Here is a 26906-nt window from a genome sequence, read left to right as displayed (position 1 = left end):
GACTCCTTAGCTCGTAACCGGAATCTGTGCCGACTCAGCGGAGGCGGCGCAGGTAGGGATCGGTCGGTGTGCGGGGTTCCACCCGGATCCGGAAGTCGGCGGCCATGGCCCCGTCCGGGGTGGCGATCAGGGGGTTGATCTCGGCTTCGGCCACGCAGGTCTGCTCGGCGGCCAGCAGCGCCAGTCGCGACAGCACATCGCGCACCGCCGCCACGTCCCCGCCGGGGCGGCCCCGGAAGCCGGCCAGCATCCGGGCCGCACGCGTGGAACGGACGAGCTCGTCGGCGTCCGCGCCGGTCAGCGGGGCCAGCCGGTAGGCGCGGTCGGCGACCAGGTCGGTGACCGTACCGCCGATACCGAAGGCGACCAGCGGTCCGAAGACCGCGTCGCTGTCGACGCCGGCCAGCAGTTCGACCCCGTCCGGCGCCATTTCCTGCACCACCACGCCGGCTAGTTGCTCGCCGAAGCGCTCGTGCAGCCGCCGCCAGCCGTCGCGGACCTCGTCGGGCCCGGACAGGCCGAGCAGCACGCCGCCGACGTCGCTCTTGTGCACCAGCTCCGGCCAGTACGCCTTCATCGCGATCGGGCCGTCCCAGACCGCCGCGGCGGTGACGGCGGTCTGTTCGTCGGTGGCCAGCACCAGGCGCGCGCAGTGGATGCCGTAGCAGGCCAGCAGATCGGCGGCGCGGTCCGGGGGCAGCCATCCGCCTTCGGGGTGTGCGGCCAGGAACAGCGAGACCAGGCGTGCCGCATCCTGCGAGCGGACGCCTGGCAGCTGCGGGACCTCGCCGCCGGGGCGGCGCAGCCATTCCGCGTAGTCGCAGGCGTGACTCAGGGCTCTGACCGCAGTCTCGGCGTCGCCGTAACACGGCAGGAACCGCCCGTCGGCGCCCATTACGGTCTCGACTCCGGCGGCCTGGTCCACCAGCACCGCGACCACCGGCATCGCCCCGGTCCGGGCGTCCACCGCGAGCGTCGGCGACAAGTCGGCCAGCGCCGTCGGGACCAGCAGCAGGAGCACGGCGTCTACCTCGCCGGACAAGGCGACCGTCTCCACCGCGTCACGCAGCGCCGTCCCGCTCGCCCCCGCCCCGGCATCGACCGGATTGGCACAGGCGGCGGCCGGGCCCAGCAGGGCACTGAGACGCTCCCGCAGCGCGTCGCTGAACTCGGGGACGGCGAGGCCGGCCTCGGCGCAGGCGTCTGCGGCCAGGACCCCGGTGCCGCCGGCGTTGGACACCACCGCGATGCGGCGTCCAGCCGGCAGCAGCCCGGTCCGGACTAACGCGGCGGCCTCGACGAGCTCGGCGACCGAGCGTGTGGCGATGACGCCGGCCTGCCGATACAGGGCCTCCCGCGTGATGCCGGGGGTGACGGCCGCGGCGGTGTGCGAGGCGGCGGCTCGGGATCCGGCCGCCGAGCGTCCGGCCATGACGGCCAGCACCGGCTTGGTGCGGGCCACGCGGCGCGCGTAGCGGGCGAACTTGCGCGGATTGCCGAAGGATTCCAGGTGCAGCAGCACCAGCTTTATGGCCGGATCGGCGGACCACCAGGCGAGCAGGTCGTTGCCGGAGACGTCGGCCTTGTCGCCGAGCGAGGCGAAGGAGCCGGCGCCGATGCCCAGCCGGGACAGGTGGTCCAGGATGGCGATGCCCACGCCGCCGGATTGCACGCCCACGCCGGCCGTGCCGCCGAGTGGCGTGTGCGGCCCGAACGTGGCGTCCATCGAGATATCGGTTCCGAAGGAGGCGACGCCCAGGCCGTTGGGGCCGACCAGGCGCATGCCGTACCGGCGGCACACCGTTCTCAGCGTCGTGCCCACCGACTTCAGCACCGAGGAGGTGACCACGGTCAGGGCTCTTATTCCGTGCCGCCCGCACGCGATCGCCGCCTCGACCAACGCGTCCGGCGGCACCGCCAGGACTGCCAGGTCCACCTGATCCGGCAGCAGCTCGATCGAGTGTGCGCATGGCACGCCGGCGATCTCGTCCGCGTGCGGGTTCACCGCGAACAGCGGCCGGTCGAACTCGCCGGTGACCAGGTGGTCCAGGATCGCCCGGCCCACGCCGCCGGGCCGGCGCCCGACGCCGACCACGGCGACGCCGCGTGGCCGGAACAGCGGCTGCAGGGAGGCCGCGCTGGCGGCGAACTCGCGGTCGGCGACCACGTCCAGGTAGGCGTCGTCCTCGGCGAGGTCGATCTCGTGGAAGACGGTGCCGCCGTGTTCGAAGGTGGCGCTGTGGTGCAGTCCGGCCGAGGCGATGACCTGCTTCATGGCCAGGTTCTCCGACAGCGTCTCGGCGACGAAGGTCCGGATCCCGATGGCGCGGGCGGCGTCGGCGAGGTGTTCCAGCAGCAGGGTACCGATGCCGCGGCCGCGCCAGCCGTCGGCGACGGTGAAGCCGACCTCGGCGGCGTCGGCGTGAGCGCGCAGACGCCAGGCCTCGCCTTCGCCGACGATCTCCTCGCCCTCACCGCGGCGGACCGACGCCACCATGGCGATGCGGTCCGGGTGTGGCTCGCACAACCGCTGGGCGGCGCTGCGGCCGGCGGCGCTGCCGGAGGCGAAGAACCGCATGCGCAGGCTCTCCGGGGACAGCCCGGCGAACATCGCGTTCAGGCCGTCGAGGTCCTGCGGCGTGGTCGGCCGGATCGACACGGTGGCGCCGTCGGTGAGCAGCGCGTGGACGATTTCGCCGGCCGGGGCCGCAGGCCTGGTGACGGGTGCGGTTCCGGTCATGCCGTCCACGTCCATTCGCGGATTTCCGGCAGGTCCTCGCCGTGTTCGACGATCCAGTCGCGGTGCCGGGCGCGGGCGTCGGTCATCACCTGCCGCACCGTGGCGGCCTTCGGCGCCAGGCGCGGGACCCGGTCGATGACGTCGCAGACCAGCTGGAAGCGGTCCATGTCGTTGCGGACCAGCATGTCGAACGGCGTGGTCGTGGTGCCCTGCTCCTTGTAGCCGCGCACGTGCAGGTTGGCGTGGCCGTGCCGGCGGTAGGCCAGGCGGTGGATGAGGGAGGCGTAGCCGTGGAAGGCGAAGATGACCGGCTTGTCGACGGTGAAGATCGCGTCGAACTGGGCGTCGGGCAGGCCGTGCGGATGTTCGGATTCGGGTTGCAGGCGCATCAGGTCCACGACGTTGACCACGCGCACGCGCAGTCCGGGCAGGTGCTGGCGCAGCAGCTGGGAGGCTGCCAGGACCTCCAGGGTGGGGACGTCGCCGGCGCAGGCCAGCACCACGTCCGGTTCGGTGGCGAAGTCGTCCTCGGTGCCGGCCCAGTCCCAGATGCCCAGGCCGCGCTCGCAGTGCAGCAGCGCGTCCTCGGGGGAGAGCCAGTCCTGGCTGGGGTTCTTGCCGGCGACGATCACGTTGACCAGGTCGCGGCTGTTCAGGCAGTGCTCTGCGACGGACAGCAGGGTGTTGGCGTCCGGCGGCAGGTACAGCCGCACCACGTCGGCGGTCTTGTTGGCGACGTGGTCCAGGAACCCGGGGTCCTGGTGCGAGAAGCCGTTGTGGTCCTGGCGCCACACATGTGAGGTGAGCAGGTAGTTCAACGACGGCACCGGGGCCCGCCAGGGCAGCGCCCGCGCGGTTTTGAGCCACTTTACGTGCTGGTTCAGCATCGAGTCGATGATGTGGATGAAGGCCTCGTAGCAGGAGAACATCCCGTGTCGGCCGGTGAGCAGGTAGCCCTCCAGCCAGCCCTGGCACAGGTGCTCGGAGAGCACTTCCATGACCCGGCCGTCGGGGGCCAGGTGGTCGTCGGTCGGCTTGGTGGGCAGGGTCCAGACCCGGTTGGTGACCTCGAAGACGTCGTCCAGGTGGTTGGAGGCGGTCTCGTCGGGGCCGAACAGCCGGAAGGTGTTGTGCGGGGCGTCGGCGGCGATGATGTCGCGAAGCCAGGTGCCCAGGACCCGCGTCGGCTCGTGGAGCGTCTCGCCGTGCTTGGCGACCGGGACGGCGTAGTCGGCGGTCGGAGGCAGTTCCAGGGAGCGGGTGAGGACACCGCCGTTGGCGTGGCGGTTGGCGCCGATGCGCGCGTCGCCGTCGGGGACGCAGGTCAGGATCTCGGGCTTGGGCCGGCCGAAGTGGTCGAAGAGGTCGTCGGGGCGGTAGGACTTCATCCAGTCGACCAGCATGTGCCGGTGTTGGGGGTTTTCGCGGACGCCGGCCAGCGGGACCTGATGCGACCGGAACGTGCCCTCGATCTGCACGCCGTCCACGGTCTGCGGGCCGGTCCAGCCCTTCGGCGTGCGCAGGATGATCACCGGCCACGGCGGGACGCCGTTCTGGGCGGCCTTCGGGTTCCGCTTGACGTCCTGGATGAGCCGGATCGTGGCCAGGGCGCCGTCCAGGGCCTCGGCCATCTTGTTGTGCATCAGGTGCGGGTCGTCGCCGAACACCCAGCGTGGATCCCAGCCTTGGGCGGCCAGCAGGCCGTCGAGCTGTTCGCGCGGGATGCGGTCCAACACGGTCGGGTTGGCGATCTTGTAGCCGTTCAGGTGCAGGATCGGCAGGACCGCGCCGTCAGAGGCCGGATTCAGGAACCTGATGCTCTGCCAGGAGGTGGCCAGCGGCCCGGTCTCGGCCTCGCCGTCGCCGACGACACAGGCCACGATCAGGTCCGGGTTGTCGAAGGCGGCGCCGAAGGCGTGCGCCAGGCTGTAGCCGAGCTCGCCGCCCTCGTGGATGGAGCCGGGCACGTTCGCGGCGATGTGGCTGGGCACGCCGCCGGGCGCGGAGAACGCGGCGAACAGCTTGGTCATGCCGGCTTCGTCGCGGGTGACGTCCGGGTAGTGGTCGGGGTAGGTGCCGTCCAGCCAGGAGCAGGCCAGCGCGGCCGGGCCGCCGTGGCCCGGGCCCAGGACGGTGATCAGGTCCAGGTCGTGCTCCTTGATCAGGCGGTTGAGATGCGCGTGGACGAAGTTCAGGCCGGGGCTGGTGCCCCAGTGCCCGAGCAGCCTCGGCTTGATGTCCGCCGGCTCCAGGCCGCGGTGCAGCAGGGCGTTGTCGCGCAGGTAGATCTGGCCGGCGGCCAGGTAGTTGGCCGCGCGCCAGTAGCGGTCGACCGTGTCGAGGCGCACGGAGTCGAGGTGGACGGCGTGGTCGTGGATGGTCATGGCAACAGGACCTTTCTTTCCGGACGGGCCGTCGGTGGCCACACGGCCATCGTCGATCGACCGCGCCTGACCCGGCAGCGGCGCAAGGCCCGGTCCAGAGGGGACTTTCGGCCCGGTGGAAAGGCGCCGCATGGCCGGTTCGGCGCGGTCGCGCAGGTAGGAGGCTTTCGGTGTCACCGCATCAGACACCTGACGAAGTCCACGGAGGACACCATGAACATCACCCCGCGCACCCTGGCCACCGGCGTCGCCTCCCTCACCGGTGTCGCACTGATCGTCGCCGGCCCGGTCATGATCTACGAGGGCGTGCACGGCCAACACGAGGTCACCAGCCAGCTCTCGGAGCAGCTGATCAGCTTCCCGGCCAAGGGCTCCTCGGGCCTGCCGGCCGCCCAGGCCGCCTACGCCGGCCGGCAGGTCACCACCGGCCCGCAGGCCAAGGCCTACGCCGACATGATCGAGACGCACATCAAGGAGGCCACCGGCGGCAGGACCTACTCCCAGGTCTCCACCGCGGCCATGGCCGCCCCCACCGACACCAAGCTCGCCGGCGAGAAGCAGACCGCCTTCATGGGCGAGTCGCTGCGCGGCTCCCTGATGGGCGCCTACCAGGCGTGGGAGGTCACCTACCTGGTCACCGGCCTGGGCCTGGCCTTCCTCGGCATCGGCGCGGCCACCCTGGCCGTCACCGGCCTGACCGAGCTCTCCCGGCGCAAGATCCACGTCCCGAACACGATCGCCGAGCTCGCCGAGAACCCCAGCACCAGGACGCCGCTTATGTGAGCGGTGCTGGGGTGAGTGGCCCCTAAGCGGCCCGGCCGCCACGACAGAGAACTGTCGTGGCGGCCGGGTCCTTTTCAGGACCAGTACCGCATGGGCTTCTGAAACAGCACCGGATCGCACGCTGACGGAAGAACTCCGCCAGCTCCGTTTCGGACAGCTCGGTGACGTGCCGCATCGTCGGGAAGCTCAGTGTCGAGGTACGCGCTGCCCCGCGGTGCGGGAGGCGGATCCGGCGGAGTGCGGGGGACGGTACGTCCGCCGACCACGATGGTCGCAAGGGGGACCGCAGTGCTTCCCAAGTCCGGCAGTGAGGCCCAGAGTGCTCCGATGCTGACGTCGCTTTCGATGACCGCCGATCCGGTGGTCGTGGCAACCGCCTGGAAAGCGCCCTTGGTGTCTGGGCGGACGACGATGTCATGCAGAGCGGCCGCGGTGTCTCCGAGTTTGAGCCCGTGCCGGCTGAAGCTCCACGGGTTCGGGGCGTGAGCTGCTTGGATGGCCTGTCCGGCCTGGACGAGCGCGTCGCGCTCCTGCCGGGGAGTTGTGACCTGCCCCGTGTCCATGTCGGAGCGACAGCGTATGCCCGGTAGGCGGCGTCTCGTGATGGTTTCCCGCCACGAGACGCTGTGAAAGTCAGTGCTCGGGCACGATCGCGACCGGACACTGCGCGTGGTGCAGCACCGTGTGCGCGATCGCGCCGACCCGCATCCCGCCTTCGCCGTCGCGGTGGGCCCTGCCGCCGATGACCACGAGGTCGGCCAGCTCGGTGGCCTCCACCAGGAGCTTGGCCGGCAGTCCGGCGAGCACGTCGCTGGACACCTTCAGCTGCGGGTGCATCTCCTTCCACGGCGCCAGCGTCGCGGCGAGGCGTTCGCGGCCGTCGCGCAGTGCCGTGTTGCGCTGGTCGTGGGCGAACAGTCCGGTGCCGTAGGCGTACAGCAGCAGCGGGTCCTCCCACACGGTGAAGGCGTAGAGGTCGGCGTTGCGGCGCGCCGCCTCGACGAAGGCGAACTCCAGGACCTCCGGGCCGGTGGCCGGGTCGCCGTCCGCGTCGAGGGCGAGCAGCACGCGGTTCGTGGCCGGGTCGCGGTCGCCGCGGACGACCAGTACGGGGCAGTCGGCGTGCGCCAGCACCCGCAGCGACACCGAGCCGAGCAGCTGTCCGGCCAGGCCGCCGCGGCCCCGGCCGCCGACGACGAGCAGCGAGGCGAGGTTCGCCACCTCGGCCAGCGCCGGGGCGGCGGGCCCGGCTACGGCCGCGATCTGGAGGTGCAGTTCGGGCTGGTCGGTCTGGAGCTTGGTGGCCAGGCGCCGCAGCTGTTCCTCGGCGGCGTCGCGCAGGACCTGATTCGGCGTGTAGCCCGGCGGGAGGCCCTGCGCTATCGGGGCGTAGCCGTAGTAGGCGTGCGCCAGCCACAGTGCGGTCTCGCGCAGCTGCGCCTCGCGGACGGCCGCGGCGACCAGGTGGTCGCAGTGTTCGAAGTCGTCGATGCCGACGACCACGGGTCCGGTCATGATCGTGCTCCTTCGGGTCAGGGAATCAGGCTCCTTCCAGGCTCGTGCGGATCGGGCTGTTCGGTCAGGGCCGAAGGGCCTGGCACGCCGGTGTCATCGGGACTAGGAGTCCTTCGCGCACGGCAGGGCCCGAAGCTGACGAACTTCGGCACGTTCGAAGAAGCACGCGCCGGGAGCCGTTCCTACTGTGCTTCCTGGAATCCGGGTGCGAAACCGTGCTGGGCCTGGCCAGACCTTCGGACATCAGCGCCCTGACCTTGGAGGACTGCTGTGCCGCACATCGACTTGGGCAACGAGCTGCCCGGAATCCGATCCCTGTTCTCCTACCGGCCCGAGACCGCGAGGCCGATGAGTGAGTTGGCGGAGATCCTGCTCCGGGGGCCGAGCACGTTGGAGCGATGGGAGCGTGAGCTGATCGGCACCCACGTCTCCGGGCTGAACGAGTGCCGGTTCTGCACCGCCAGCCACGCCGCGTTCACCACGGCCCAGCTGCCGGAGGGCCTCGATCTGAACGTCATCCGCGCCGATCTCGGATCCGCCCCGATCAGCGACAAGCTCAAGGCGTTGCTTGAGATCGCGTCGGCGGTGCAGCGGGGTGGTCGGAGCGTCACTACCGAGCTGGTCGAGCGTGCGCGCGCGGCCGGGGCGACGGATCCGGAGATTCACGACACGGTGTTGATCGCGGCGGCCTTCTGCATGTTCAACCGGTACGTCGACGGCATGGCCACCTTCACGCCCGACGACCCGGCAGGCTATGCCGCCGGCGCCCAGCGGCTGGTGCGGGACGGGTACCTGCCCCTTGCCGGGGCTGCGCCCGCTCACCAGTCGGCGTGACGGGAACCCGGGCCACCCGGCCCTTCCGTCATTCGGCCTCGTCGTCGTCGCCGTGCGGGATGCGGCGACCGACGATGCGTTCTGTGATGACCTTGATGAAGTAGTTCCGTTCGCCGGGGGCCCATGGCTCGACGCCGAGCCGGCCCAGCCGGGTCTGCTCGGCCGGGTCGGTGATGAGCTTGGCGCGGCCGAGGAAGGTCACCATCCATCCGTCGTGCGCCTGCTCGTCGATCCGGTCGACTTCGAAGGCGACCACGGAGCCGGCGACCCCGGCGCCGAACATCGCGCCCTTGCGGGTGCGGAAGATGATGTCGCGGCCGTCGAGCTTGAAGTTGACGATGAAGACGGCCGGCAGGGCGTAGCGGCTGTAGACGATCCGCCCGACCGGCACCGTCTCAGCGAGGGCCAGCGCCTCGGCCTCGCTGAAGTGCTCCATGCTCTGTTCCACGGTCATGGTTCGATGGTCGCCATGGCCGGGAGTCCGCGGTAAGGGTCTTTGGACCCTGTTCGCCAGCCATACGGCCTGTTTCCCGGCGACTGCCCGCCGACTAGTCTGGCCGTGACAGGGATGCCGATGCGGGCCGTCGGCTCGCGCACCGTCCTGGAAAGGCGGCTCGGGGATGGCCGATCGAGAGCCGGACGAGCCGAGGAACGCACTGCTGCCGCAGTTGCGCTTCGACGAGCTGTTGGACGAGCTCATCTCCCGCGTGACCCAGATCCGGGCGACCCGGGACCGGGTCCAGCAGCTGCTGCAGGGCGTGCTGGCGGTTTCCGGCGGCCTGGAGCTGGACCAGGTGCTGTCCACCATCATCGCCACCGCCACCGAGCTGGTGGACGCCCGGTACGGGGCGCTCGGCGTGATCGACGGCCGCGGCGACCGCCTGGAGCGGTTCGTCACCGTGGGCCTGTCCCAGCAGGAGATCGACGCGATCGGGCCGTATCCCACCGGCATGGGGCTGCTCGGCCAGCTCATCCGGCATCCGGCGCCGCTGCGGCTGCCGGACATCGCCGGGCACGAGGCGTCGTTCGGGTTCCCCGACAACCATCCGCCGATGCGGACTTTCCTCGGTGTCCCGATCCGGGTCCGGGACAAGGTCTACGGCAACCTGTACCTGACCGAGAAACACGGCGGCGCGCAGTTCGACGCCGACGACGAGACCCTGCTGACCACGCTGGCCGCCGCGGCCGGCGTGGCGATCGACAACGCCCGCCTGTACGACGAGGCGCAGCGGCGCCAGCGGCGGATGGAGGTCACCGCGGAGCTGACCCGTGGTCTGCTCTCCGGTGCCGACAGCCGCGACGTGCTGGCCGTGCTGGTCGAGCGGGTGCGGGACATGGCCGGCGCCGAGCTGGTGCTGGTGATGCTTCCGGACGCCGCGTCGGAGAACCTGACGGTCCACGTCGCCGCGGGCCTCGGCGCGGACCGGGTCCGAGGCACGTCCCTGCCGATCGCGGACTCCGAGGTGGGCTCGGTGTTCGTCGCGGGCGCGGGGCACGCCGTGGTCGACGGCGAGCGGGAGCCCCAGCCGGTGTGGAAGAATCTCGGCCTGGGGCCGGCCTACATCGCACCGTTGGGCGCGGCCGGCAAGGTCCGGGGTGTCCTGGTCGCCGGCAAACGGTTCGGGGCCCTGCCGTTCGACGCCGTCGACACCCACATGCTGACCGAGGTCGGCGGGCAGGCCGCGGTGGCGCTGGAACTGGCCGACCGCCGTGCCGACGTTGACCTGCTGAACCTGTACTCCGACCGCGACCGTATCGGCCGCGACCTGCACGACCTGGCCATTCAGCGGCTGTTCGCCACCGGCATGACGTTGCAGTCGGTGCTGAAGATCACTGAGAAGCAGGCGGTGCGGGACCGGGTCAACAAGGCCGTGTCCGAGCTCGACGACACCATCAAGGTGATCCGCTCGACCATCTTCGCGCTGTCCGAGCACGCCACGACCGACGAGGTGCCGGGGCTGCGGTCGCAGGTGCTGCGGTTGTGTCAGGACGTTGCGGACCTTCTCGGCTTCAGCCCCGCGGTCCGGTTCACCGGACCCGTCGACTACGAGGTCTCCGACGCGGTGGCCGAGCATGCCTTGGCGGTCACCCGCGAAGCGCTGTCCAACGTGGCGCGGCACGCGAAGGCCACGAAGGTCGAGGTGGACGTGGCGACCGCCGACGGCTTCCTGGCGCTGCGGGTCGCCGACGACGGCGTCGGGTTGCCGGAGGGCGGGCGGCGCAGCGGGTTGGGCAACCTCGCGGAGCGGGCCGCCGCGCTGGGTGGGGAGTTCACGACCGGTCCCGGCGAGGAAGGCGGCACCGTCCTGGTGTGGCGGGTACCGCTGGACGACTGACGCCGGTGTCGAACCGCGTCCCGCAGGCCCTCAGCGGTGTCTCAGCGGTGTCTCAGTGGTGTCTCAGTGGTGTCGCGCCTGCTCGGACTTGATCTCGGAGACCAGCACCGCGGCCTGCACCCGGCGCGTGAGGCCGAGCTTGGCCAGCAGCGCGGAGACGTAGTTTTTCACGGTCTTCTCGGCCAGGAACATCCGCTCGGCGATCTGCCGGTTGGTCAGCCCCTCGCCGATCAGGTCCAGCACCTTGTGCTCCTGGGCGGTCAGCTGCGAGAGGGGGTCCTTTTTCTCGTCGGCGGCGCGAAGTTTGGCCATCACCTTGGCCGCGAGCCTCGGATCGAGCAGCGATTCGCCGCCGGCGACGGTCCGGACGGCGGCGACCAGGTCGGCTCCGAGGGTCTGCTTGAGCAGGTAGCCGGAGGCGCCGGCCATGATGGCGTCGAATAGCGCCTCCTCGTCGGGGAACGAGGTCAGCATCAGGCAGGACAGCTCCGGCAGCTTCGAGCGCAGTTCACGGCAGACCATCACGCCGTTCCCGTCGGGCAGCCGCACGTCCAGCACCGCCACCCGCGGCCGCAGCGCCGGCACCCGGGCCAGGGCTTCGGCGGCCGTGGAGCCCTCGCCGACGACGGTGAAGTCCGGCTCGTCCTCCAGCATGTCCTTCAGCCCGCGCCGGACGACCTGGTGGTCGTCCAGCAGGAACACGCCGATCTTGCCGCCGCTGTCGCCGTCCATGGTGCCGCCTCCTGTGAACCGGTCGCTCGTCCTGTTTCGAACAATAGGGTGCCGCGGGTTCGACGGGACGGGCCGAAAGTCCCTTGTTCTCGTCCCGCTCAGGGAGCCCCGCGCCGGAGGAAGACGACCTTGGTGTACGGCGCGAGCGGTATGTGCGGCGCGAGCGCGGACCGGACCGCGCCACGGATGTCGGCCCGGACCGTGGGCTGCAGGGCCGTGGCGGTGCTCACGTAGGCGGTCGCGATCCCGTCGCGCTCGATCACGGCGATGCGCGGCTGGTCGTCGTCCCAGTTCGCAGCCAGGGCGCGTTGGACGGCGAGTAGGACGTCACGGTAGGCATCGTGACTTTGCAGGGCGGCCTCCGGGGCCGGGGGTGCTTGGTCGTTGCTGGTGATGGTCATGGCCGTGATCTCTCTGTGGGTTCCTTCTTTCCCTCAAGAATCGTGCCGCCGGCCCGGACCCCTCAGAGGCTTTGATCCCCAGAGGTCCGGGCCGAACGACCCGTGCTTGGAGCGGGGAGACGCCGCCGGTCGGGGTTAGCGCGAATCGCGCGCCCGCCTCAGCCCTCTGTCGCTATGGCGGGCGATCAGGGGTGTTCAATGAAGAACGAGATGCCTGATCGAAGGAGGAACGCGTGAGCCTGGCGGTCCTCGCGTTGGTGCTGGCCGTCGGCCTGGTCGGCCCGCTGCTGGCCGCCTCGCCCCGAGGTGCCGTCCCGGTGGCGGTCGGCGAGATCGTGGCCGGGGTGGTCGTCGGCCGGACCGGGTTCGGGTGGGTGGACCCGAACGGGCCGGTGCTGGCCTTCCTGGCCCAGGCCGGGTTCGCCCTGATCATGCTGGTCGCGGGCAGCCATGTTCCGGTCGGTGCGCCGCGGCTGCGGCCGGCGTTGGGGCGCGGCGCGGTCCTGGCGGTGTTCACCGGGGTGTTGGCGGTGCCGGCTGGGCTCGGCGTGGCGGCCGTGTTCGGGACCGGGCACGGTTGGCTTTACGCGGTGCTGCTGGCGTCGAGCTCGGCCGCGCTGGTGCTGCCGGTGGTCCAGGACGCCGGGCTGTCCTCGCCGCCGGTGCTGGTGATGACGGCTCATGTCGCGATGGCGGATACCGCCGCGATCGTGCTGCTGCCGCTGGCCGAGCAGCCGTCGCGGGCCGGGCACGCGCTGCTCGGGGCGCTGGCGGTGGCGGGCGCCGGCCTGGCGGTGTTCCTGATCCTGCGCGAACTCCGGAGGCGGGGCTGGCAGCGTCGGCTGCACCAGCTCAGCCGGCGCCGGAATCTCGGGCTGGAGTTGCGCGAGCAGCTGATCATCGTGTTCGGGTTGGCCGGCCTGGCCGAGGCGGTCGGGGTGTCGGTGATGCTCGCGGGGTTCGCGGCCGGGTTGATACTGGCGGCTCAGGGCGAGCCGCGTCGGCTGGCCCGTCAGCTGTTCGCCGTGGCCGACGGTTTCCTGGGGCCGGTGTTCTTCGTCTGGTTGGGCGCTTCACTCCAGCTCGACGACCTGATCAAGCATCCCCGGCTGATCGGCTTGGCAGGGGCTCTGGTGGTGGCGACTGTCGCGGTGCACGCAGCCGCTCGCCTGCTGGGCCAGCCGCTGCCGCTCGCCGTGCTGGCCGGCGCGCAGCTCGGGGTGCCGGTCGCGGCGGTCACCATCGGGGAGCGGGCCGGTCTGCTGCGGACCGGGGAAGGCGGCGCGATCCTGACGGCCGCCCTGGTGGGCCTCGCGGTGACGGCCGGGGCCGCGGCGATCGCCGAGCGTGGTGCGAAGCGTGGGGATACGGGGTCGGGTGCCGTACACGGTGGCCCGGAGCCGGAGCCGGAGCCGGAGCCGGAGCCAGAGCCAGAGCCCGAGCCCGAGCCCGAGCCAGAGCCGGAGCCCGAGCCAGGTGCCGACCGGCCCGCCTGAACCGGGACTTCGGGCCCTGGGACGGGTCTGCCGGGGCGGCGAGTGTGGAAGCAGCGCGAACAACGCGCACGCTTGAACGCTCTGGAGGAATGATGAAGTCCACCGTCGTGGTCGGCTACGACCAGACCCCGCACAGCGAGGTCGCCCTCGAACAAGCCGCCCGCGAGGCGGCGATGCGCGGCGCGACGCTGAACGTCGTCACCGCCTTCCGCCGGCCGGACTCCTCCGGCTCGGCGCAGTCGGCCCAGGACGCGGATCCGCAGGACACCGCGCGCAAGACGGCCGAGGCCGTCGCGCAGCACGGCGTCGACCGGGTCCACGAACGCCGCCCGCAGGTACAGGCGACGCCGTACGCGCTCGTCGGCCCCGCCGGCAAGATCATCGCGCAGGCCGCCCACAGCGCGGACCTGCTGGTGCTCGGCAGCCGGGGCCAGGGCGGCTTCACCGGCCTGCAGGTGGGCTCCACCTCGATGCGCGCGCTGGCCGACGCTTGCTGCCCGGTCCTGGTGGTGCGCGGTGAGCCCGACGTCACCCACGAGCGCATCGTGGCGGCGGTGGACATCGACGAGTACTGCGAGCCCGTTCTCGACTTCGCTTTCGCCGAGGCCTCCCGGCGTGGCGTCCGGATCACGGTGATCCACGTCTGGGACGAGCCCTGGATCGTGTCCTACGGTCAGCAGGACCCTGGAATCGCCGACGACATCGCCCTCATCGAGCGCGAACGCGAAGACCGCTTGGCGGCGCTGATCCAGTCCGTCCAGCACCGCTACCCGGGAATGCAGCCGTTCCACCAGGTCGCCACCGGCTCGGCCGGCCGCCTGCTGGTCGAGGCCGCAGAGCGCGCGGATCTGATCGTGACTGGTGCCAGGCGCCACGGCGAGGGCCGGCACGGGATGCAGATCGGGCCGGTCACGCAGACGCTGTTGCACCACGCCGCGTGCCCGATCGCGGTGGTGCCGGTGTCGTAACGGTGCTGGTCACGTGGCTGGTCACCCGACCGGCCACCCGATCACCGCCGCCCCGGCGCCCAGCACACCAGCGGCGATCAGGGCGCTGACGACGCCGCGCCGCGCCACCAGCAGCCACCCGGCTGCCGCGGCCAGGATCCCGAACTGCCACAGGTGCTGGAGCGCCGCCGCCAGCGGGATTGCCGACCCGGCGATGGCGCCGACGACGGTCGGGCCGGCCCCGGTGAGGAACGCCTGAACCCTGGCATCGGCGCGCAGCCGGTCGAAGTGCGAGGCGCCGCCGACGACGAACAGGAACGACGGCCCGAACGCGACCAGCGCGGCCAGCAGCCCGCCGCCGACACCGGCGGCGGCGTAGCCCACGACGGCGACGGTCTGCACCACGGGCCCCGGGGTGACCTGGCCCAGCGCCACCGCGTTCAGGAACTGGGCGTCGCTCATCCAGTGGTAGGTGTGGACGGCGTCGTGCTGCATCAGCGGGATGATGACGAACCCGCCGCCGTAGGACAACGCGCCGACCTTGAACGCCACCCACGCCAGCGCGAGCAGCCCGCCGGTCGCGGGGGCGACGGCCGCCAGCGGCAAAGGCGCGACGCCCCGGCCGCTGCGGGGACGCCGATCTCCGGTGCGCACCGCGACCTCCACCAGGCCGGTGCCGATCATCACCACCACCAGCCACGGGCCGACCAACACCGCCGCTGTGGCGCCGAGGACGGAGTAACAGATCCAGCGGGCCCGCGCGGATCGACTCGTCCCGGCACGCTTCCAGCTGCCTGGGACCAAGCCCCAGGCCGCGTGCACTGCCACCGCGGCGACCGCCGCCCCGGCTCCGGCCGCGGCGCCGCGCACCGCCAACGGCGGATGCCCGGCCAGGAACAGCGCCGCCAGCACGAGGATCAGCACCAGGCCCGGCACGATGAAACACACGCCGCCGACGACCGCCCCGGCGACACCCCGCAGCCGCCACGCGGTGTAGATCGCCAGCTGCGTGGAGGCGGGCCCCGGCAGCAGGTTGGTCGCGGCGACCCCGTCCTCGAAGTCGGTCTCGCTCAGCCACCCGCGCCGCTTGACGCACAGCTCGCGCAGCAGGGCGATGTGCGCGGGCGGCCCGCCGAAGCCGACGCAGCCGATCCGGCCCCACTCGCGAGCGATGGTGGCCAGGCCGGGGTCGCTCGGGCGACGCGGTGTCGCTTCTGCTCCGCCGCTCAAGTCTGTTCCCTGCCTCTACCAGCCGATCGCGGGATCCGATATCGCCAGGACGCTATATCACCGGCGGCCTCGGCGGATCTGGAAGGACTCTTGAACGGCCCTTAGCCGGGCCTTAGCATTCCGGCGGCGGTACTGGCGGCCATGAACTCGTCCGGCGACCGTGAAGCACTCCGTGACTCGCAGCTGCATCGGTTCTCGACGCCGACCTGGCGGACCGTGCAAGTGGGTCTGGCGGCGACCTTCGTTCTGACTTCGGCGATCTCCCATGAGGCGAAGGTTTCGGCGGCCGGCACCGACACATCGGCGGCCCAGGGGAACTCAGCGACGACGACGGCGGCGGCACTCCTCAGTGCGACAGCGGCCGACCGGTCTACAGCAGTGCGCGTTCGACGCGTTCGATCGTGCTTTCCTCGATGGCGGACTTCTGGTCGACGTGGCACGAGGAGCGGACGAGGCGTTCGGCGAGCAGGTGCGCGGCGATTTCGGCCTCCTGCTCCTGGACGTCGTCGTAGGTGGTGCGCATGAGCATGTCGCGCACGATCTCCGGATCGAGGTTGGGGAAGAGCGACTTGGCGCTCGTGTCGTCCAGCAGCCCGGCGCCGTGGTGGCCGCAGACGATGTGGCCGAGTTCGTGCAGGATGATGTGTTCCTGCTGGGCGCTGGTGGTGTTGGTGTCGTAGAAGATGAGCTCTTCTGTTTCGGCGGCGACCCATATCCCGCACGGATACCAGGCGGGCATGGGCATCGGGACCAGCACGATCGAGCGGCTCCGGTGCTCCTCGAGCGTTCTGCGCAAGGTGGTCAGGTCGGACGGCTTGGGCAGCGCGAGATCCACGATGTGCTGTTCGCAGCGCTGCCGCAGACGGCGCAGGTGCTTGCGGCGAGCCGGACGGGCCGCGGAGGTGTCGATTGACTTCGACGGCCAGCCGGAGGCCGTTGAGATCCTGCCGGATCGTGGGAACCGGGTCACCACGCTAACCTCCCAAAGCGAACGCGCGATACTTCCGAGTGATGGTGATTCGTTTGCGGCGGGCTCCGATGTCAGCTGTTTAGCATGACAGCGGGCCTTCGGAACGTGCGATCAGGGTTTTCCTATCGCCACAGGCATGCGTGAAAGTTCACGTTCCGTTAACCACGGACCCCTGCGGCCGTGCTACCTGCCCCACAGCGTGCCAGGGCATTGAGTTACTGCCTGGAAACGTAATAGACGGAGAAAAGTGCCGTCAACGTTGTTGCGATTCCGTGACCATCGAACAAATCCGGGCCGAACTAACCCTACCCTTCCCCCGGTATTTGTTTGATACTTCAATATTCGATCAGTCGGCGGACGTCATTCGTCGCGGGAGCGCGTCCCCGTAGGTGTGTCCCGTGGCGGGCCTGAGCAGTGCTCGAAGTGTCAGGGTGCATCAAACGATCCGCGGGCGCCCCGGCCTCCGTGCTTGAGGAAGTCGCGCTCGGCGTCGGTCGGCGCCAGTTCGGCGGCTTGCTGATATGCGGCGGCGGCCTCGGTGCTCCGGCCCAGCCGGCGCAGCAGATCGGCGCGGGTGGCGTGGAACCGGTGGTAGTTGTCGATGTCCAACTCCTCCACCAGGGCAAGTCCGGCGGCGGGACCGTGTACCTCTGCGACGGCGATGGCGCGGTTGAGGGCTACGACAGGTGTGGGAGCCATTGCCAGCAGCTGGTTGTACAGCGTGAGGATCTGCGGCCAGTCGGTCTGTTCGGCGGTGGGGGCGTCGGCGTGCACGGCGTTGATGGCTGCCTGCAGCTGGTACGGGCCGGGTTCGTTGCGGTTGATGCAGCTGCGGATGATTCCCTGGCCTTCGGTGATCAGGGCTCGATCCCATCGGGCGCGGTCTTGGTCGGCCAGGAGAACCAGGGTGCCGTCGGGCCGCGTTCGCGAAGCGCGACGGGATTCGGTCAGCAGTAGTAGCGTGAGCAGGCTGGCCACTTCGGGTTCGTCGGGCATGAGGGTGGCCAGGATTCGTGCGAGGCGGATCGCCTCGGGGCACAGACCAGGTTCGGCCGGTGCGTCCAGCCCGGTGGTGTAGACGAGGTAGACCACGGCCAGTACCGGGCGCAGGCGGTCGGGCAGTTCGTGGTCGGCCGGTACGCGGTAGGGGATCCGTGCGGCCTTGATCTTGCGTTTGGCGCGTACCAGGCGTACCGCCATCGTCTGCTCGGCGACCAGGAAGGACCTGGCGATCTCCTTGGTCGATAGACCGCATAGCAGTCGGAGGGTGAGGGCGACCTGCGCCTCGACGGAAAGCGCCGGGTGGCAGCAGGTGAAGATGAGCCGCAGCCGGTCATCGGGCACGGACCCTGTCACCTCGGGGCCGCCGGGGTCTTCGTCGCAGGGTGAGAGCACCGCGGCCTCCCTGAGTAGTTCCCGTCCGCGGGTCTCGCGGCGCAGGCGGTCGATGGCGCGGTTGCGGGCGGTCGTGGTGATCCAGCCGCCGGGGTTGGGCGGCAGTCCGTCGCCGGGCCATTTGGCCAGGGCGACCGTGAACGCCTCCTGGACTGCGTCCTCGGCGATGTCGATGTCGCCGAACAGGCGGATCAACGCGGCCACCGAGCGGCCGGACTCCTGGCGGAAGATCCGGCCGACGTCGGTCTGGTCGGGCCCGGGTGCGGGTGCGGCGTCGCGTTCGCCCATGCCGTCAGGCTCCGGGCTCGTCCCAGAACGGGCGGACCTCGATCGGCCGGCCGATGAGGTCGCTGGTCCTGGTCGCCCAGCCCAGCGCGGCGTCCAGGTCCTGGGCCTCGATGATGTAGAAGCCGCCGAGGTGTTCCGGGGATTCGGCGAACGGGCCGTCGGACCGACAACAGGTACTTCGCCATGGTGGACCTCCTCGCGCTGAGCGGGCTCTTCCCGCCTCTCACCTCTGCTACGAACGGGCCCTGCCCAGATTGACACTCTGCGGGGAGAACCGCTCGCAGTGGACTGGCGGGTTTCGATCGCCACGCGATACTCTCATTATAGAAGTACTATCCCGTTAAGAAAGGAACCGTCGCCATGGACGCCAGCGAGCTCTTCCGCACCTACCTCGACCGCTTCACCTCCGGCGACACGGCCGGCGCCGCCGAGCTGCTCACCGACGACTTCCGATTCCACGGGCCGATCCTGCGATCCGAGGGCAAAGCAGCCTTCCTGGCCGGCTCGGCACAGCTGGGCCCGATCATGCGCGGCGTCCAGATCCACCAGCAGTGGCAGGACGGCGACCAGGTCTGCTCCTTCTACGACTTCAAGATCGAGACTCCGGCCGGGGCCGGGTCGATCCCGATGGCCGAATGGAACACCGTCCGCGACGGCAAACTCGCCTCCGCGCGCCTCATCTTCGACACCGCGGCCATGGCCGCACTGATGCCGACCGCCTAGACAGGGACGCCGCGATGCCAAGCAAGCCCTGGACCGGCTACGGGCGGTTCTGTCCGCTGGCCCGCGGGCTGGACGTGATCGGCGAGCGCTGGACGCTCGTGATCGTCCAGGAGCTGCTCAAACAGCCGTACCGCTACGGCGCCCTGCTGGACCGGCTGCCCGGGATCAGCACCAGCGTCCTGGCCGACCGGCTGCGCCGCCTGGAGCGAGCCGGCGTGGTGGCACGGGAATCCGGTGTTGTCGGCGCCGGCGTGATGTACACGCTCACCGCCCGCGGCCGGGAGCTGGAGCAGGCCCTCGGCGCTCTGCGCCGATGGGGCGTGGGATTCCTGGCCGATCCGACAGCCGACGGCTCGGACCGCCAGAACTTCGACGTCACCTACGTCCAGGGCATCGAGACGCTGGCCGACGGCCAGTTCCAGCTTGTCGTCGACGACCGGCCGGCGACCCTGTACTTCACCGCGGGGCGGCTGCGCCAGGAACCCGGAGCCGCGCCCGGGGCGGAGCTGATCGTGCGGACGGATGCGGAATTCCTGGACCGCTGGGCTGCGGGCGAGGCGGGCTGGGACGAGGGCCGCGCCTCCGGCGAAGTGAGCGTCGAAGGCCCCGCTGCGGCGTGGCCGCGTTGGCTGGCCGCCACCGGCTACCTCCTACGGGTCGAGCCGGACCCCGGCGACGGCCTCGTGATGGAAGAAGGCAGACATGACTGAGCAGCCCACCCACTTCTTCCGGGAGGCCAGTGCCGCCGCGCTCGCCAACGCGGACGTGACGACCGGCACGATGATGGGCTTCCCCTGCCTCCGCCGCGCGGGCGCGTTCTTCGCCTCCTGCGACCACCGCACGGGCGATCTCATCGTCAAGCTTCCCCGCGACCGCGTCGAGGAGCTCATTGCCGCCGGTGCGGGGAAGCCGTTCGCTCCTGCGGGCAGGACCTTCCGTGAATGGGTTCTGATCGACGACCGCGACGAGACCCGCTGGGCCGAGCTGATCGACGAGGCCCGGGCCTTCGCCGGCGGGAAGCTCTGAGCGAGCGGTGATTATCGGGCGCGCCGAATGTGCCTGAACAGGGTCAGGTCGGATCGCCGCTGAGCATCGAGTACATGATCATGTCCCGACGCTCCGTACCCACCCGCTGCCAGCTGCGGAGCAGGCCTTCGCGCTGGAACCCCACACGCTCCGCCGTCCGCTGCGAGGCCACGTTCCACGGCTCGACGTAGAGCTGGAGACGGGGAATCTGCAGGTCGCCGAGGGCCCAGGCGGCGACCGCCCGGAGGGCTGCCGCGCCGGCTCGCTGCCCGCGTGCCGAAGCGACCACCCAGTAGCCCAACGAGGCGCGGCCCTCGTTCACGTCCTTCAGCCACAGGCCGACGTTCCCGACCGGCCTGCCGTCTTCGACCCGCTCGATGACGAACGGGTACCCGCCGCCGGAAGACGCCTTCTTCCACTGCCGCCGGACGAAGGCCTCGCCTGCCTCCTGCGTGTACGCCGAGGGAACAGTCGTGATCAGCGGGATGAGATCGTCGTCCGACGCCTCCTGGACCAGCGGGAGATCGCCGAGCTCCCAGGCGCGGAGCAGGAAGTCGTCGCCCGCGACCAAGCGTGGGACGTCCAGAGCGGTAACCATGATCACCACCATGGCGGAAGCGCCGCCCTGGGCGCGTCCCGTCCTTGGGGCCGGGCTCGCCGAGGTGCGCGGGCCCGCCTCAGGTGCTAGATGGCGTCCACGCTCCGGAGCTCGTTGGCCATCGCCTGTCGGCGTTCGGCGGGGAGCTGGCTGAGGCGCGGGAACTCGTCCCGCTCCTCGTGGGCGGCGTGCGCGAGGACGGCTTGGTGGAACGCCTCGAGCTTGGCGTCGAACTGCGAGTGGCCGGTGCCGAGCTTCTTGAGTTCGGCGATCCGCTGATCGGCTTGCCGTTCCTCCGCGATGCAGGCCATGGCGACCAGGTCGCCGCCGTCGTGCTTGGCGGCGCGCGTCACGGGGTGCACCACCTGCTGCTCGCCGCTTTCGTGGGCGTGAAGTAGGGCGGCGAGCTCGCCGAACAGCTGTTCCTTGGTATCGCCGGAGGCCGCCTGCACCCGGGCGAACGTCTCCTTGATGTGCTCATGCTGGGCGAGGAGGACCTCGACGATGTCGGCACCACCCGGCCGGCCGGTCTGGGTGCCGGTCTGAGTGTCGGTCTTGGCGCCGGTCTCGGCGCCGCGCTGCTCGATGAACTTCTTGAACCGTGCCGTGTCAGCCTTGATCTGGTGGCCGTCCATCCCGAGGGCGCTGCCGACCTTCTCCACCAGGCCCTGAGGCTCCCAGGCGAGGTGCACGGTGACCCTGGTCTCGGTGTCGCCGAGCCGGTGGAACGTCACGACTCCGGCATGGCTAGTGTCCCCGTCGGTGCTCTTCCAGGCGATGCGCTCGTCCGGGTGCTGTTCGGTGATCTCGGCGTCGAACTCGCGCCGTGCCCCGCCGACGTTCGTCACCCAGTGGCTGTGCCGGTCGTCGATCCGGCTGATGGACTCGACGCCGTTCATGAACTCCGGGAACGACTCGAACTGCGTCCACTGGTGGTAGGCGGTGTTGATCGGCACGTTCACGTCGACCGATTCGGTCACGTCACTCATTTGGCGAGCCCCTTGCCTCGTTCGTGCGAAGCCTCCTGCTGCCCGTGCCGCACAACCACAAACAAGTCCGTCGCCGTGCTGGGGAAACAGGCCGCGAGGACAAGGCGCTCGGCGGGCGCATGTTCCTGGCGGTTGTGGGCAGCGATGAGGGCGTCCCGCTATCCGGGACTCGATGGAAGGACGGCCGCCATGAGTGCAGCCAGCAAGGTCAAGGACGCCGCCAAGAAGGTCAAGGCCAAGGCCGGGGGTGCCGGCCGGGACGCCAAGGGCCGGTTCAAGACGAGCGACGGCGCGGCCGCGGGCGATACGCGCACGCCGGCGGAGGGCACGGCAGGCCAGGTCATCGGCAAGGTCAAGAAGACCGCCGGCAAGGCCGGCGCGGCGACGCAGGATGTTGCCAAGCGCGCCGCCGCCGGTACGAAGAAGAAGGCGAAGCCGGCGGCGAAGTGAGGTCGGGCGGGCGAACGCCGATGGTGCCGGCCGAACGAGGCTCTGCGACGACGTGAGATCGGTGGTGCCGGACCGCGTGCGGGCGATCGAACACTCCGCTCGGCCCGGCACCACCTGAGCGTCCTCGCGGGTCACGAATCCGACTCCGGTCGCTCCTCGTCGCTCTCCGACGGGGCTCACGCCGCTCTGGACTCCAGTGGCGCCTGACAGTTAGCAGGCCAACCGAGGTGGAGCCCGGTGGCGGGAACGTCTGAAAGAGAACTGGCCGAAAAACAACCCGGGCAGGGGTTCTGATGCGCCGGTTCGGCAACCCGGGATCGGCGAACCACTTCCGGATCTGGCGGGGATCAGGGTGCCGGCCGGGCGGCGGATACCGGCGTCGACGCCGTCACTGCTTCTTCTCGTCGTGGCCGCCGAAGCCCTTGCGCATCGCGGACAGGGCCTTGTCGGCGAAGTCGTCCAGGCCGCGTGAGGCGAATCGCGAGTACAGCGCGGTGGTGAGCACCGGTGCGGGGACGCCTTCGTCGATGGCTGCGATCGATGTCCACCGGCCCTCGCCGGAATCGGACACGTGTCCGGCGAACTCCTCCAGATTCGGGGACTGGGCCAGGGCCGCCGCGGTGAGGTCCAGGAGCCAGGACTCGACGACGCTGCCCCGGCGCCACACCTCGGCGATGGCGGCGATGTCCAGGTCGTACCGGTAGAACTCCGGCTGCTCCATCGGCGCGGTCTCGGCGTCGCCGCCGGCCGTGTCTTTGCCCGCGTCGGCGTGACGCAGGATGTTGAGTCCCTCGGCCAGGGAGGCCATCATCCCGTACTCGATGCCGTTGTGGACCATCTTCACGAAGTGCCCCGCGCCGGAAGGGCCGCAGTGCAGGAACCCGTGTTCGGCGGGTTCGGGCTGTCCGGTGCGTCCCTGGGTACGGGGCTTGCTGTCGATGCCGGGGGAGATTGACAGGAAGATCGGGCGCAGCCGGTCCACAGCGTCCGCGGCGCCTCCGATCATGAGGCTGTAGCCGCGCTCCAGTCCCCACACGCCGCCGCTGGTGCCGCAGTCGATGAGGTGGACGCCGCGCTTCGCCAGCTCGGCGGCGCGCGCGATGTCGTCGCGGTAGTAGGAGTTGCCGCCGTCGATGACCGTGTCCTGCGCGGTCAGGTGCGAGGCCAACTCGTCGACGGCGGTGCCGGTGATCTCGCCGGCGGGCAGCATCACCCAGACCGCCCGCGGCGGGGACAGCTTGCCGGCCAGGTCGGCCAGCGACGAGGCCGCGGTCGCGCCCTCCTTCTCCAGCGCCGCGACCGCGTCCGGGTCGCGGTCGAACACCACGCAGGAGTGGCCGTCGCGCATCAGGCGGCGGGCGATGTTCGCCCCCATCCTGCCGAGCCCCACCATGCCGAGCTGCATCGGTTGTCGGGTTGTCATCGTCGCTCCAGGTGTCGTTCGGTCGGGGCATCTTGCGAACGCGGTGGTTCGCGGGACTCACAGTGCCCAGCGTCCTTGAGCACAAACGACCGGCTGTCACCACGCTCTGCTCGCTGCCCGAGGTGGTGGCGGCGCCGGGATCCCGCGGCGAGCACGCGTTGTTCGTCGCGGACGTGGCGCCACTCGCGCCGGGCGCTGTGGAACGCACGGTGCGAAGGATTCTGAGCCGGGGCCGCCGAACTCCTTCGGTCAGAGCGCGTCGCGCAGTGAGCTCCGGCCGGCTCGCCACGCACCGATCAGCTGGTCGGCGAGGCGTTCCTCCAGGAACCCGGTGGCTGCGGCCCCGAATGCCAGGTCGGCCGCGAGTTCGGGCTCGTCGGCGAGCAGGCCGCCGGCGATGTCGTGGCGGGCGATCTGCTCGTGTACGGCGTCGGCCTCGATGTGCTCGGCGTAGAACAGCACCGCGGCCGGTCCGGCGCCGAGGCGCTCCATCGCTTGGACGATGCGTCTGGACGCCGGTGAAGAGGTGACCTCCAGCGCCGCGAAGTGGCCTACGAGGGCGCCGCGCAGGCTGCGGTGCAGGGCGAACAGCGACATGACGTTCGCGGTCGCCAGGACCTCGGCCGAGCCGGCGTTCAGGTAGCGGCCGTAGTGCGGATCCAGCCCCAGGTCGGTCATGAGGTTGGCGAACAGGGTCGCGTGCATCCGCTCGGGGCGTCCGCCACCGAACTCGTCGAACTCCACCGCCATCATCGAGGCCTTGGCGCGGCCGGTCAGCCGGGGGATCACCCACAGGTGCGGGTCGGCCTCCTTGAGGTGGTAGAGGGAACGCTGCGCCGCGTATTCGCGCAGATGCCACAGCTCTCCGTGGTCCTTGAGGAAGTAGGAGACTCCGTAGCCGTCGACGGGGTCGACCAGCATCCCGGCCAGCGCCGTCTCGAGATCGTCGGCCCGCGGTGCGTCGGCGCGCAAGGCGGCCAGGAACCGCTGCTCCAACGCCGCTCGCAGCCGAAGCAGGGCCGGGTCCCACTCCCATCCGTCATCGACGTCTTCGAAGCCGCGGTAGTGCAGCTCGTAGCACAGGTGGAGAGCGAGCTGGAGGTCCTCGCCATAGGGATCGGCCCGGTCGGCCGCCGCCGGGTCCGGGAGCTTCCCGCCTCCCTGGTAAGCCCGCACCACACCGGCCGACAGGTCACCGCGATGCGCGGGAAGCCGGGGTCTCGTCGAAGTCAGAAGCATGTTGATCACCAGTCTCGTCCGTCTCCCGGTGAACACGCCCCGAGGATCGATTGTTGATCACCGGGTGACCGCGCCACCGGGTTCCAAACCGGAATCGCGCCGTGTGATCGCTCAAACCGTGATGGAGCCGGGTCGGGCCGGCTGGGTCGGTCGGACCGGCTGGGTCGGTCGGGCCGGCCGGACTCCGACCCGTCGTCCGCACCGTCATCCGCACCGTCATCCGCACCGTCGATCAGGGCGTCACCGCGGTGCGGGCCAGGTTGTCCACGACGTCCGCCAGCGACGACCGCGCGGCGAACCAGGCCCGCTGCCGTTCCGCACCCGTTCGGTGCGCGTACACGGCATCCATGAGCCGGTAGGCGAGGTCGACGTCTCCGGCGGCCCGAAGGCCCGGCAGGGCGCGATCGGTCAGCTCGGCCAGTCGGGTGGTCATCGGGACGCGTTCGCCGGCCGGGTTCGCGGCGAACGCGTCCATCCCGTGCCGTGCCGCCTGGTCGTGGGCGTCGACGAGCTGCGCGTCGGCGATCTGCTCCGGCTTCACGCCGGCGCGGACTTCGGCCAGCACCGTGGTGGCCAGGGCCCGCACCAGGACCGCGACCAGCATCGTGACGTCCAGGTCGGCGTTGACGTCGGTGACCCGCACCTCCAGTGTCGGCCACCGATCCGACGGCCGCGCGTACCACAGCAGCATCTTGCGATCCAGGATCGTCCCGGAGGCGACCAACCCGGCCACGGCCGCCTCGTATCCGGCCTCGTCCAGCGCCGGTGCCGGCCCCACGGTCGGCCACCGCCGGTAGTCCATCCCGCGCCAGCTGGCGCAGCCCCGGTCGCGCCCCGCGGAGAACGGCGAGTTCGCTGCCAGCGCCTGGACCACCGGCAGCCACGGACGCAGCCCCGCCGACACCGCCAGCGCCTCGCCCGGATCTACCGTTCCCACATGGACGTGACAGCCGCTGAGCTCGCTGTCCGAACTCGCCACCAGCGAGGCGAACCGTGTCGCCATCCGGTGGTAGCGCGGCTCGTCCATGACGGCCAGTGAACCGGGTGTGAGAACCGCGGTGCCCGAGGCCACCAGCAGGCAGCTGGCGTCGGCGGCGGCGTCGGCCGCGATCCGGCGCGCCTCGGCGAGGTCTGTTCGCAACTTCGCCGCCGACAGATGCGGTTTGCTGTTGATCTCCACCTGCGTGGCGTAGAACTCCTGCTGCGCTCGCGGCCCGAGCTGGCGCGTCATCTTCTCCAGCACTTCCGGCGCCCGGGGGACCGTGATGCGCGAGGAGGCGTCCGCGAGGACGAACTCCTCCTCCACGCCGAACGTCAGTACCTGCTCGATGCGAAGCGGCACAGCCATCAGAGCCTCCAGAACGTCTCTCGCGGGATCACATCGATGGCGCCGTGGCGCAGACCTGGCTGAGCGGTACCGCCAACAGGCACCAGACACGTTTGCCGCCACGCTCGGCGAACTGGACTCCCCATTCCTGGGCGATCCGCGCGACCACCACCAGGCCGCGACCGCCGGTCTCCCGCCGCGCGGCGGGGGTGATGCGGGGTTCGCCGGGCCCGTCGTCGTACACCCCGACTTCCAGCCCCGCTCCGGTCAGCTCCAGATCGACGGACATCTCCGTGCCGGCGCCGTGCTGCACCGCGTTGGTGACCAGCTCGCTGATGACGAGCCGGCCGTCCTCACCGTATTGTTCGGCACCTTCGGCGCCGACGAATCGCGTCAGGAATTCTCGTGCCCTACCCGGCGCGCCCGGCACCGGCGCCAGCTGTATCGCAGCGCCGGTCGGACGGTCGGATTTCTCAGTCATTTGCTCCGCATGCCCAAAGGCCGGAATTCAACACGTGCGCGGTATCGGTCTTTTGCAAGCCGGTATGGCGAGACGCTTTTCCGGACGGATTCTCGGGAATTGGTCTTGCCCGCGCCGGGTACCCAATTCGTTGCGGCCAAACGGAACCTGAGTGAAGGAATATCGGTGCTAGTTCGGGATCGGGGTGTTCTGCACGGCGCGCAGTTCCTTGGTTGTAGGCGGTGCTGACAGGCACGTTCACGTCGACCGATTGGGTCACGTCACTCATGGAGCCTCCATCGCGGTTCTTGGCTTCGTGAACCCGCTCCCGGCCGGGGTCGGGGGCCAGACGGGTGCACCGGCTGGTGCACGGCGTGACGCCGCTCTGCCCGTGCCGCGTGTCCGACTACCGACAGGCCAAACAAACGCCGGTCTCATTTCACCTGTTTCGAACCGCCGCGACTGCTCACAAGGCCCATCGGACGGTTCCGCGGGTTCCAGGGCCGCCAGAATTCCGGTTCGTTGTCGGAGCCCTGTGGAGAAGGAGGCCAGGCGATGGGTGTGATTCTGGCCCTGATCGTGTTCGTCCTCTGGCTGATCGGCTTCGGTATCCGCGGCGG

At 70.5% G+C, this 26906-nt stretch carries 25 protein-coding genes and 1 pseudogene; 9 read left to right on the top strand and 17 right to left on the bottom strand.

Annotated elements, in window-relative coordinates; all coding sequences use genetic code 11:
- Positions 1-34: 34 nt before the first annotated feature.
- Together ABH920_RS21770 and ABH920_RS21765 are read right to left on the bottom strand one after the other, a co-directional pair.
- The gene (locus ABH920_RS21770) at positions 35-2740 is read right to left on the bottom strand and encodes a GNAT family N-acetyltransferase (protein WP_370350896.1); all 2706 of its coding nucleotides are present in this window, start codon (positions 2738-2740) and stop codon (positions 35-37) included.
- On the bottom strand, positions 2737-5124 hold the full coding sequence (locus tag ABH920_RS21765) for a phosphoketolase (protein ID WP_370350895.1): 2388 nt from the start codon (positions 5122-5124) through the stop codon (positions 2737-2739). The genes ABH920_RS21770 and ABH920_RS21765 overlap by 4 nt, the downstream gene beginning before the upstream one ends.
- Positions 5125-5337: 213 nt before the next feature.
- Here ABH920_RS21765 and ABH920_RS21760 point away from each other — a divergent pair, with 213 nt between their 5' ends.
- Positions 5338-5907 carry a hypothetical protein gene (locus ABH920_RS21760; RefSeq protein WP_370350894.1) on the top strand — a complete coding sequence of 190 codons (570 nt, stop codon included), beginning with the start codon at positions 5338-5340 and terminating at the stop codon, positions 5905-5907.
- 633 nt (positions 5908-6540) lie between these two features.
- On the opposite strand, the gene ABH920_RS21755 is transcribed toward ABH920_RS21760, so the two are convergent.
- A complete protein-coding gene (locus ABH920_RS21755; RefSeq protein ID WP_370350893.1) occupies positions 6541-7422 on the bottom strand; it encodes a universal stress protein in 882 nt (293 codons plus the stop codon).
- Between the two features lie 270 nt (positions 7423-7692).
- On the opposite strand from ABH920_RS21755, the gene ABH920_RS21750 reads away from it, so the two are divergent.
- Positions 7693-8256, top strand: coding sequence for a carboxymuconolactone decarboxylase family protein (locus ABH920_RS21750; protein ID WP_370350892.1), 564 nt, complete (start codon positions 7693-7695; stop codon positions 8254-8256).
- Positions 8257-8284: 28 nt separating this feature from the next.
- Here the strand turns inward: ABH920_RS21750 and ABH920_RS21745 are convergent, their stop codons facing one another.
- Entirely contained in the window at positions 8285-8710 is a 426-nt protein-coding gene (locus ABH920_RS21745) for a pyridoxamine 5'-phosphate oxidase family protein (RefSeq protein WP_370350891.1), read from the bottom strand.
- Between the two features lie 166 nt (positions 8711-8876).
- On the opposite strand from ABH920_RS21745, the gene ABH920_RS21740 reads away from it, so the two are divergent.
- Positions 8877-10592, top strand: a complete 1716-nt coding sequence (locus ABH920_RS21740; protein WP_370350890.1) for a GAF domain-containing protein — start codon at positions 8877-8879, stop codon at positions 10590-10592.
- A gap of 63 nt (positions 10593-10655) precedes the next feature.
- Here ABH920_RS21740 and ABH920_RS21735 read toward each other — a convergent pair whose 3' ends face one another.
- Positions 10656-11324 (bottom strand): response regulator, encoded by a 669-nt coding sequence (locus ABH920_RS21735; RefSeq protein WP_370350889.1) that lies wholly within the window; start codon positions 11322-11324, stop codon positions 10656-10658.
- 98 nt (positions 11325-11422) lie between these two features.
- Positions 11423-11725, bottom strand: coding sequence for a hypothetical protein (locus ABH920_RS21730; protein WP_370350888.1), 303 nt, complete (start codon positions 11723-11725; stop codon positions 11423-11425).
- A 233-nt stretch (positions 11726-11958) separates the two neighbouring features.
- Here ABH920_RS21730 and ABH920_RS21725 point away from each other — a divergent pair, with 233 nt between their 5' ends.
- Both ABH920_RS21725 and ABH920_RS21720 read left to right on the top strand, forming a co-directional pair.
- Positions 11959-13221, top strand: a complete 1263-nt coding sequence (locus tag ABH920_RS21725) for a cation:proton antiporter (RefSeq protein ID WP_370350887.1) — start codon at positions 11959-11961, stop codon at positions 13219-13221.
- A gap of 92 nt (positions 13222-13313) precedes the next feature.
- On the top strand, positions 13314-14189 hold the full coding sequence (locus ABH920_RS21720; protein WP_370350886.1) for a universal stress protein: 876 nt from the start codon (positions 13314-13316) through the stop codon (positions 14187-14189).
- A gap of 21 nt (positions 14190-14210) precedes the next feature.
- On the opposite strand, the gene chrA is transcribed toward ABH920_RS21720, so the two are convergent.
- The 4 genes and pseudogenes from chrA to ABH920_RS21700 all read right to left on the bottom strand — a co-directional run.
- A complete protein-coding gene (gene chrA, locus ABH920_RS21715; protein ID WP_370350885.1) occupies positions 14211-15398 on the bottom strand; it encodes a chromate efflux transporter in 1188 nt (395 codons plus the stop codon).
- A gap of 370 nt (positions 15399-15768) precedes the next feature.
- A complete protein-coding gene (locus ABH920_RS21710) occupies positions 15769-16308 on the bottom strand; it encodes an ImmA/IrrE family metallo-endopeptidase (protein WP_370350977.1) in 540 nt (179 codons plus the stop codon).
- 486 nt (positions 16309-16794) lie between these two features.
- On the bottom strand, positions 16795-18051 hold the full coding sequence (locus tag ABH920_RS21705) for an RNA polymerase sigma factor (protein ID WP_370350884.1): 1257 nt from the start codon (positions 18049-18051) through the stop codon (positions 16795-16797).
- 4 nt (positions 18052-18055) lie between these two features.
- Positions 18056-18169 (bottom strand): annotated as a pseudogene (locus ABH920_RS21700) (hypothetical protein); the annotation flags it as partial.
- A 242-nt stretch (positions 18170-18411) separates the two neighbouring features.
- On the opposite strand from ABH920_RS21700, the gene ABH920_RS21695 reads away from it, so the two are divergent.
- Genes ABH920_RS21695 through ABH920_RS21685 form a run of 3 tightly spaced genes read left to right on the top strand, consistent with a single transcriptional unit; the run spans position 18412 to position 19800 of the window.
- A complete protein-coding gene (locus ABH920_RS21695) occupies positions 18412-18774 on the top strand; it encodes a nuclear transport factor 2 family protein (protein ID WP_370350883.1) in 363 nt (120 codons plus the stop codon).
- 14 nt (positions 18775-18788) lie between these two features.
- On the top strand, positions 18789-19484 hold the full coding sequence (locus ABH920_RS21690; RefSeq protein WP_370350882.1) for a winged helix-turn-helix transcriptional regulator: 696 nt from the start codon (positions 18789-18791) through the stop codon (positions 19482-19484).
- Positions 19477-19800 carry a hypothetical protein gene (locus ABH920_RS21685; RefSeq protein ID WP_370350881.1) on the top strand — a complete coding sequence of 108 codons (324 nt, stop codon included), beginning with the start codon at positions 19477-19479 and terminating at the stop codon, positions 19798-19800. The genes ABH920_RS21690 and ABH920_RS21685 overlap by 8 nt, the downstream gene beginning before the upstream one ends.
- 43 nt (positions 19801-19843) lie before the next feature.
- On the opposite strand, the gene ABH920_RS21680 is transcribed toward ABH920_RS21685, so the two are convergent.
- On the bottom strand, positions 19844-20398 hold the full coding sequence (locus tag ABH920_RS21680) for a GNAT family N-acetyltransferase (protein ID WP_370350880.1): 555 nt from the start codon (positions 20396-20398) through the stop codon (positions 19844-19846).
- Positions 20399-20484: 86 nt separating this feature from the next.
- On the bottom strand, positions 20485-21387 hold the full coding sequence (locus ABH920_RS21675; RefSeq protein ID WP_370350879.1) for an SRPBCC family protein: 903 nt from the start codon (positions 21385-21387) through the stop codon (positions 20485-20487).
- Positions 21388-21576: 189 nt separating this feature from the next.
- Between ABH920_RS21675 and ABH920_RS21670 the strand changes: the two genes are divergently transcribed.
- Positions 21577-21837, top strand: coding sequence for a hypothetical protein (locus tag ABH920_RS21670; RefSeq protein WP_370350878.1), 261 nt, complete (start codon positions 21577-21579; stop codon positions 21835-21837).
- A 388-nt stretch (positions 21838-22225) separates the two neighbouring features.
- Here ABH920_RS21670 and gnd read toward each other — a convergent pair whose 3' ends face one another.
- From gnd to ABH920_RS21645, 5 genes are all read right to left on the bottom strand, one after another.
- The gene (gnd, locus tag ABH920_RS21665; protein ID WP_370350976.1) at positions 22226-23242 is read right to left on the bottom strand and encodes a phosphogluconate dehydrogenase (NAD(+)-dependent, decarboxylating); all 1017 of its coding nucleotides are present in this window, start codon (positions 23240-23242) and stop codon (positions 22226-22228) included.
- Positions 23243-23509: 267 nt separating this feature from the next.
- Entirely contained in the window at positions 23510-24499 is a 990-nt protein-coding gene (locus ABH920_RS21660) for an iron-containing redox enzyme family protein (RefSeq protein WP_370350877.1), read from the bottom strand.
- Between the two features lie 232 nt (positions 24500-24731).
- Positions 24732-25847, bottom strand: a complete 1116-nt coding sequence (locus tag ABH920_RS21655; protein ID WP_370350876.1) for a YbdK family carboxylate-amine ligase — start codon at positions 25845-25847, stop codon at positions 24732-24734.
- 28 nt (positions 25848-25875) lie between these two features.
- On the bottom strand, positions 25876-26307 hold the full coding sequence (locus ABH920_RS21650; RefSeq protein ID WP_370350875.1) for an ATP-binding protein: 432 nt from the start codon (positions 26305-26307) through the stop codon (positions 25876-25878).
- Positions 26300-26575: a hypothetical protein gene (locus ABH920_RS21645; RefSeq protein ID WP_370350874.1), complete on the bottom strand. Its 276-nt coding sequence runs from the start codon at positions 26573-26575 to the stop codon at positions 26300-26302. Before ABH920_RS21645 ends, ABH920_RS21650 begins: the two co-directional genes overlap by 8 nt.
- Positions 26576-26906: the final 331 nt, after the last annotated feature.

The organism is Catenulispora sp. EB89, assembly GCF_041261445.1.
In the GTDB taxonomy this organism is placed as follows: Bacteria; Actinomycetota; Actinomycetes; order Streptomycetales; family Catenulisporaceae; genus Catenulispora.
Note: the sequence above shows the minus strand (reverse complement) of the source record. Positions and strands in the feature narration are given on the sequence as shown.

Excerpts from the sequence above, each read along its gene's own strand:
- ABH920_RS21770 (WP_370350896.1), bottom strand. The coding sequence starts at position 2,740 with ATGACCGGAACCGCACCCGTCACCAGGCCTGCGGCCCCGGCCGGCGAA.
- ABH920_RS21765 (WP_370350895.1), bottom strand. The coding sequence starts at position 5,124 with ATGACCATCCACGACCACGCCGTCCACCTCGACTCCGTGCGCCTCGAC.
- ABH920_RS21760 (WP_370350894.1), top strand. The coding sequence starts at position 5,338 with ATGAACATCACCCCGCGCACCCTGGCCACCGGCGTCGCCTCCCTCACC.
- ABH920_RS21755 (WP_370350893.1), bottom strand. The coding sequence starts at position 7,422 with ATGACCGGACCCGTGGTCGTCGGCATCGACGACTTCGAACACTGCGAC.
- ABH920_RS21745 (WP_370350891.1), bottom strand. The coding sequence starts at position 8,710 with ATGACCGTGGAACAGAGCATGGAGCACTTCAGCGAGGCCGAGGCGCTG.
- ABH920_RS21740 (WP_370350890.1), top strand. The coding sequence starts at position 8,877 with ATGGCCGATCGAGAGCCGGACGAGCCGAGGAACGCACTGCTGCCGCAG.
- ABH920_RS21735 (WP_370350889.1), bottom strand. The coding sequence starts at position 11,324 with ATGGACGGCGACAGCGGCGGCAAGATCGGCGTGTTCCTGCTGGACGAC.
- ABH920_RS21730 (WP_370350888.1), bottom strand. The coding sequence starts at position 11,725 with ATGACCATCACCAGCAACGACCAAGCACCCCCGGCCCCGGAGGCCGCC.
- ABH920_RS21720 (WP_370350886.1), top strand. The coding sequence starts at position 13,314 with ATGAAGTCCACCGTCGTGGTCGGCTACGACCAGACCCCGCACAGCGAG.
- ABH920_RS21705 (WP_370350884.1), bottom strand. The coding sequence starts at position 18,051 with ATGGGCGAACGCGACGCCGCACCCGCACCCGGGCCCGACCAGACCGAC.
- ABH920_RS21695 (WP_370350883.1), top strand. The coding sequence starts at position 18,412 with ATGGACGCCAGCGAGCTCTTCCGCACCTACCTCGACCGCTTCACCTCC.
- ABH920_RS21690 (WP_370350882.1), top strand. The coding sequence starts at position 18,789 with ATGCCAAGCAAGCCCTGGACCGGCTACGGGCGGTTCTGTCCGCTGGCC.
- ABH920_RS21685 (WP_370350881.1), top strand. The coding sequence starts at position 19,477 with ATGACTGAGCAGCCCACCCACTTCTTCCGGGAGGCCAGTGCCGCCGCG.
- ABH920_RS21680 (WP_370350880.1), bottom strand. The coding sequence starts at position 20,398 with ATGGTTACCGCTCTGGACGTCCCACGCTTGGTCGCGGGCGACGACTTC.
- ABH920_RS21675 (WP_370350879.1), bottom strand. The coding sequence starts at position 21,387 with ATGAGTGACGTGACCGAATCGGTCGACGTGAACGTGCCGATCAACACC.
- ABH920_RS21670 (WP_370350878.1), top strand. The coding sequence starts at position 21,577 with ATGAGTGCAGCCAGCAAGGTCAAGGACGCCGCCAAGAAGGTCAAGGCC.
- gnd (WP_370350976.1), bottom strand. The coding sequence starts at position 23,242 with ATGCAGCTCGGCATGGTGGGGCTCGGCAGGATGGGGGCGAACATCGCC.
- ABH920_RS21660 (WP_370350877.1), bottom strand. The coding sequence starts at position 24,499 with ATGCTTCTGACTTCGACGAGACCCCGGCTTCCCGCGCATCGCGGTGAC.
- ABH920_RS21655 (WP_370350876.1), bottom strand. The coding sequence starts at position 25,847 with ATGGCTGTGCCGCTTCGCATCGAGCAGGTACTGACGTTCGGCGTGGAG.
- ABH920_RS21650 (WP_370350875.1), bottom strand. The coding sequence starts at position 26,307 with ATGACTGAGAAATCCGACCGTCCGACCGGCGCTGCGATACAGCTGGCG.
- ABH920_RS21645 (WP_370350874.1), bottom strand. The coding sequence starts at position 26,575 with ATGAGTGACGTGACCCAATCGGTCGACGTGAACGTGCCTGTCAGCACC.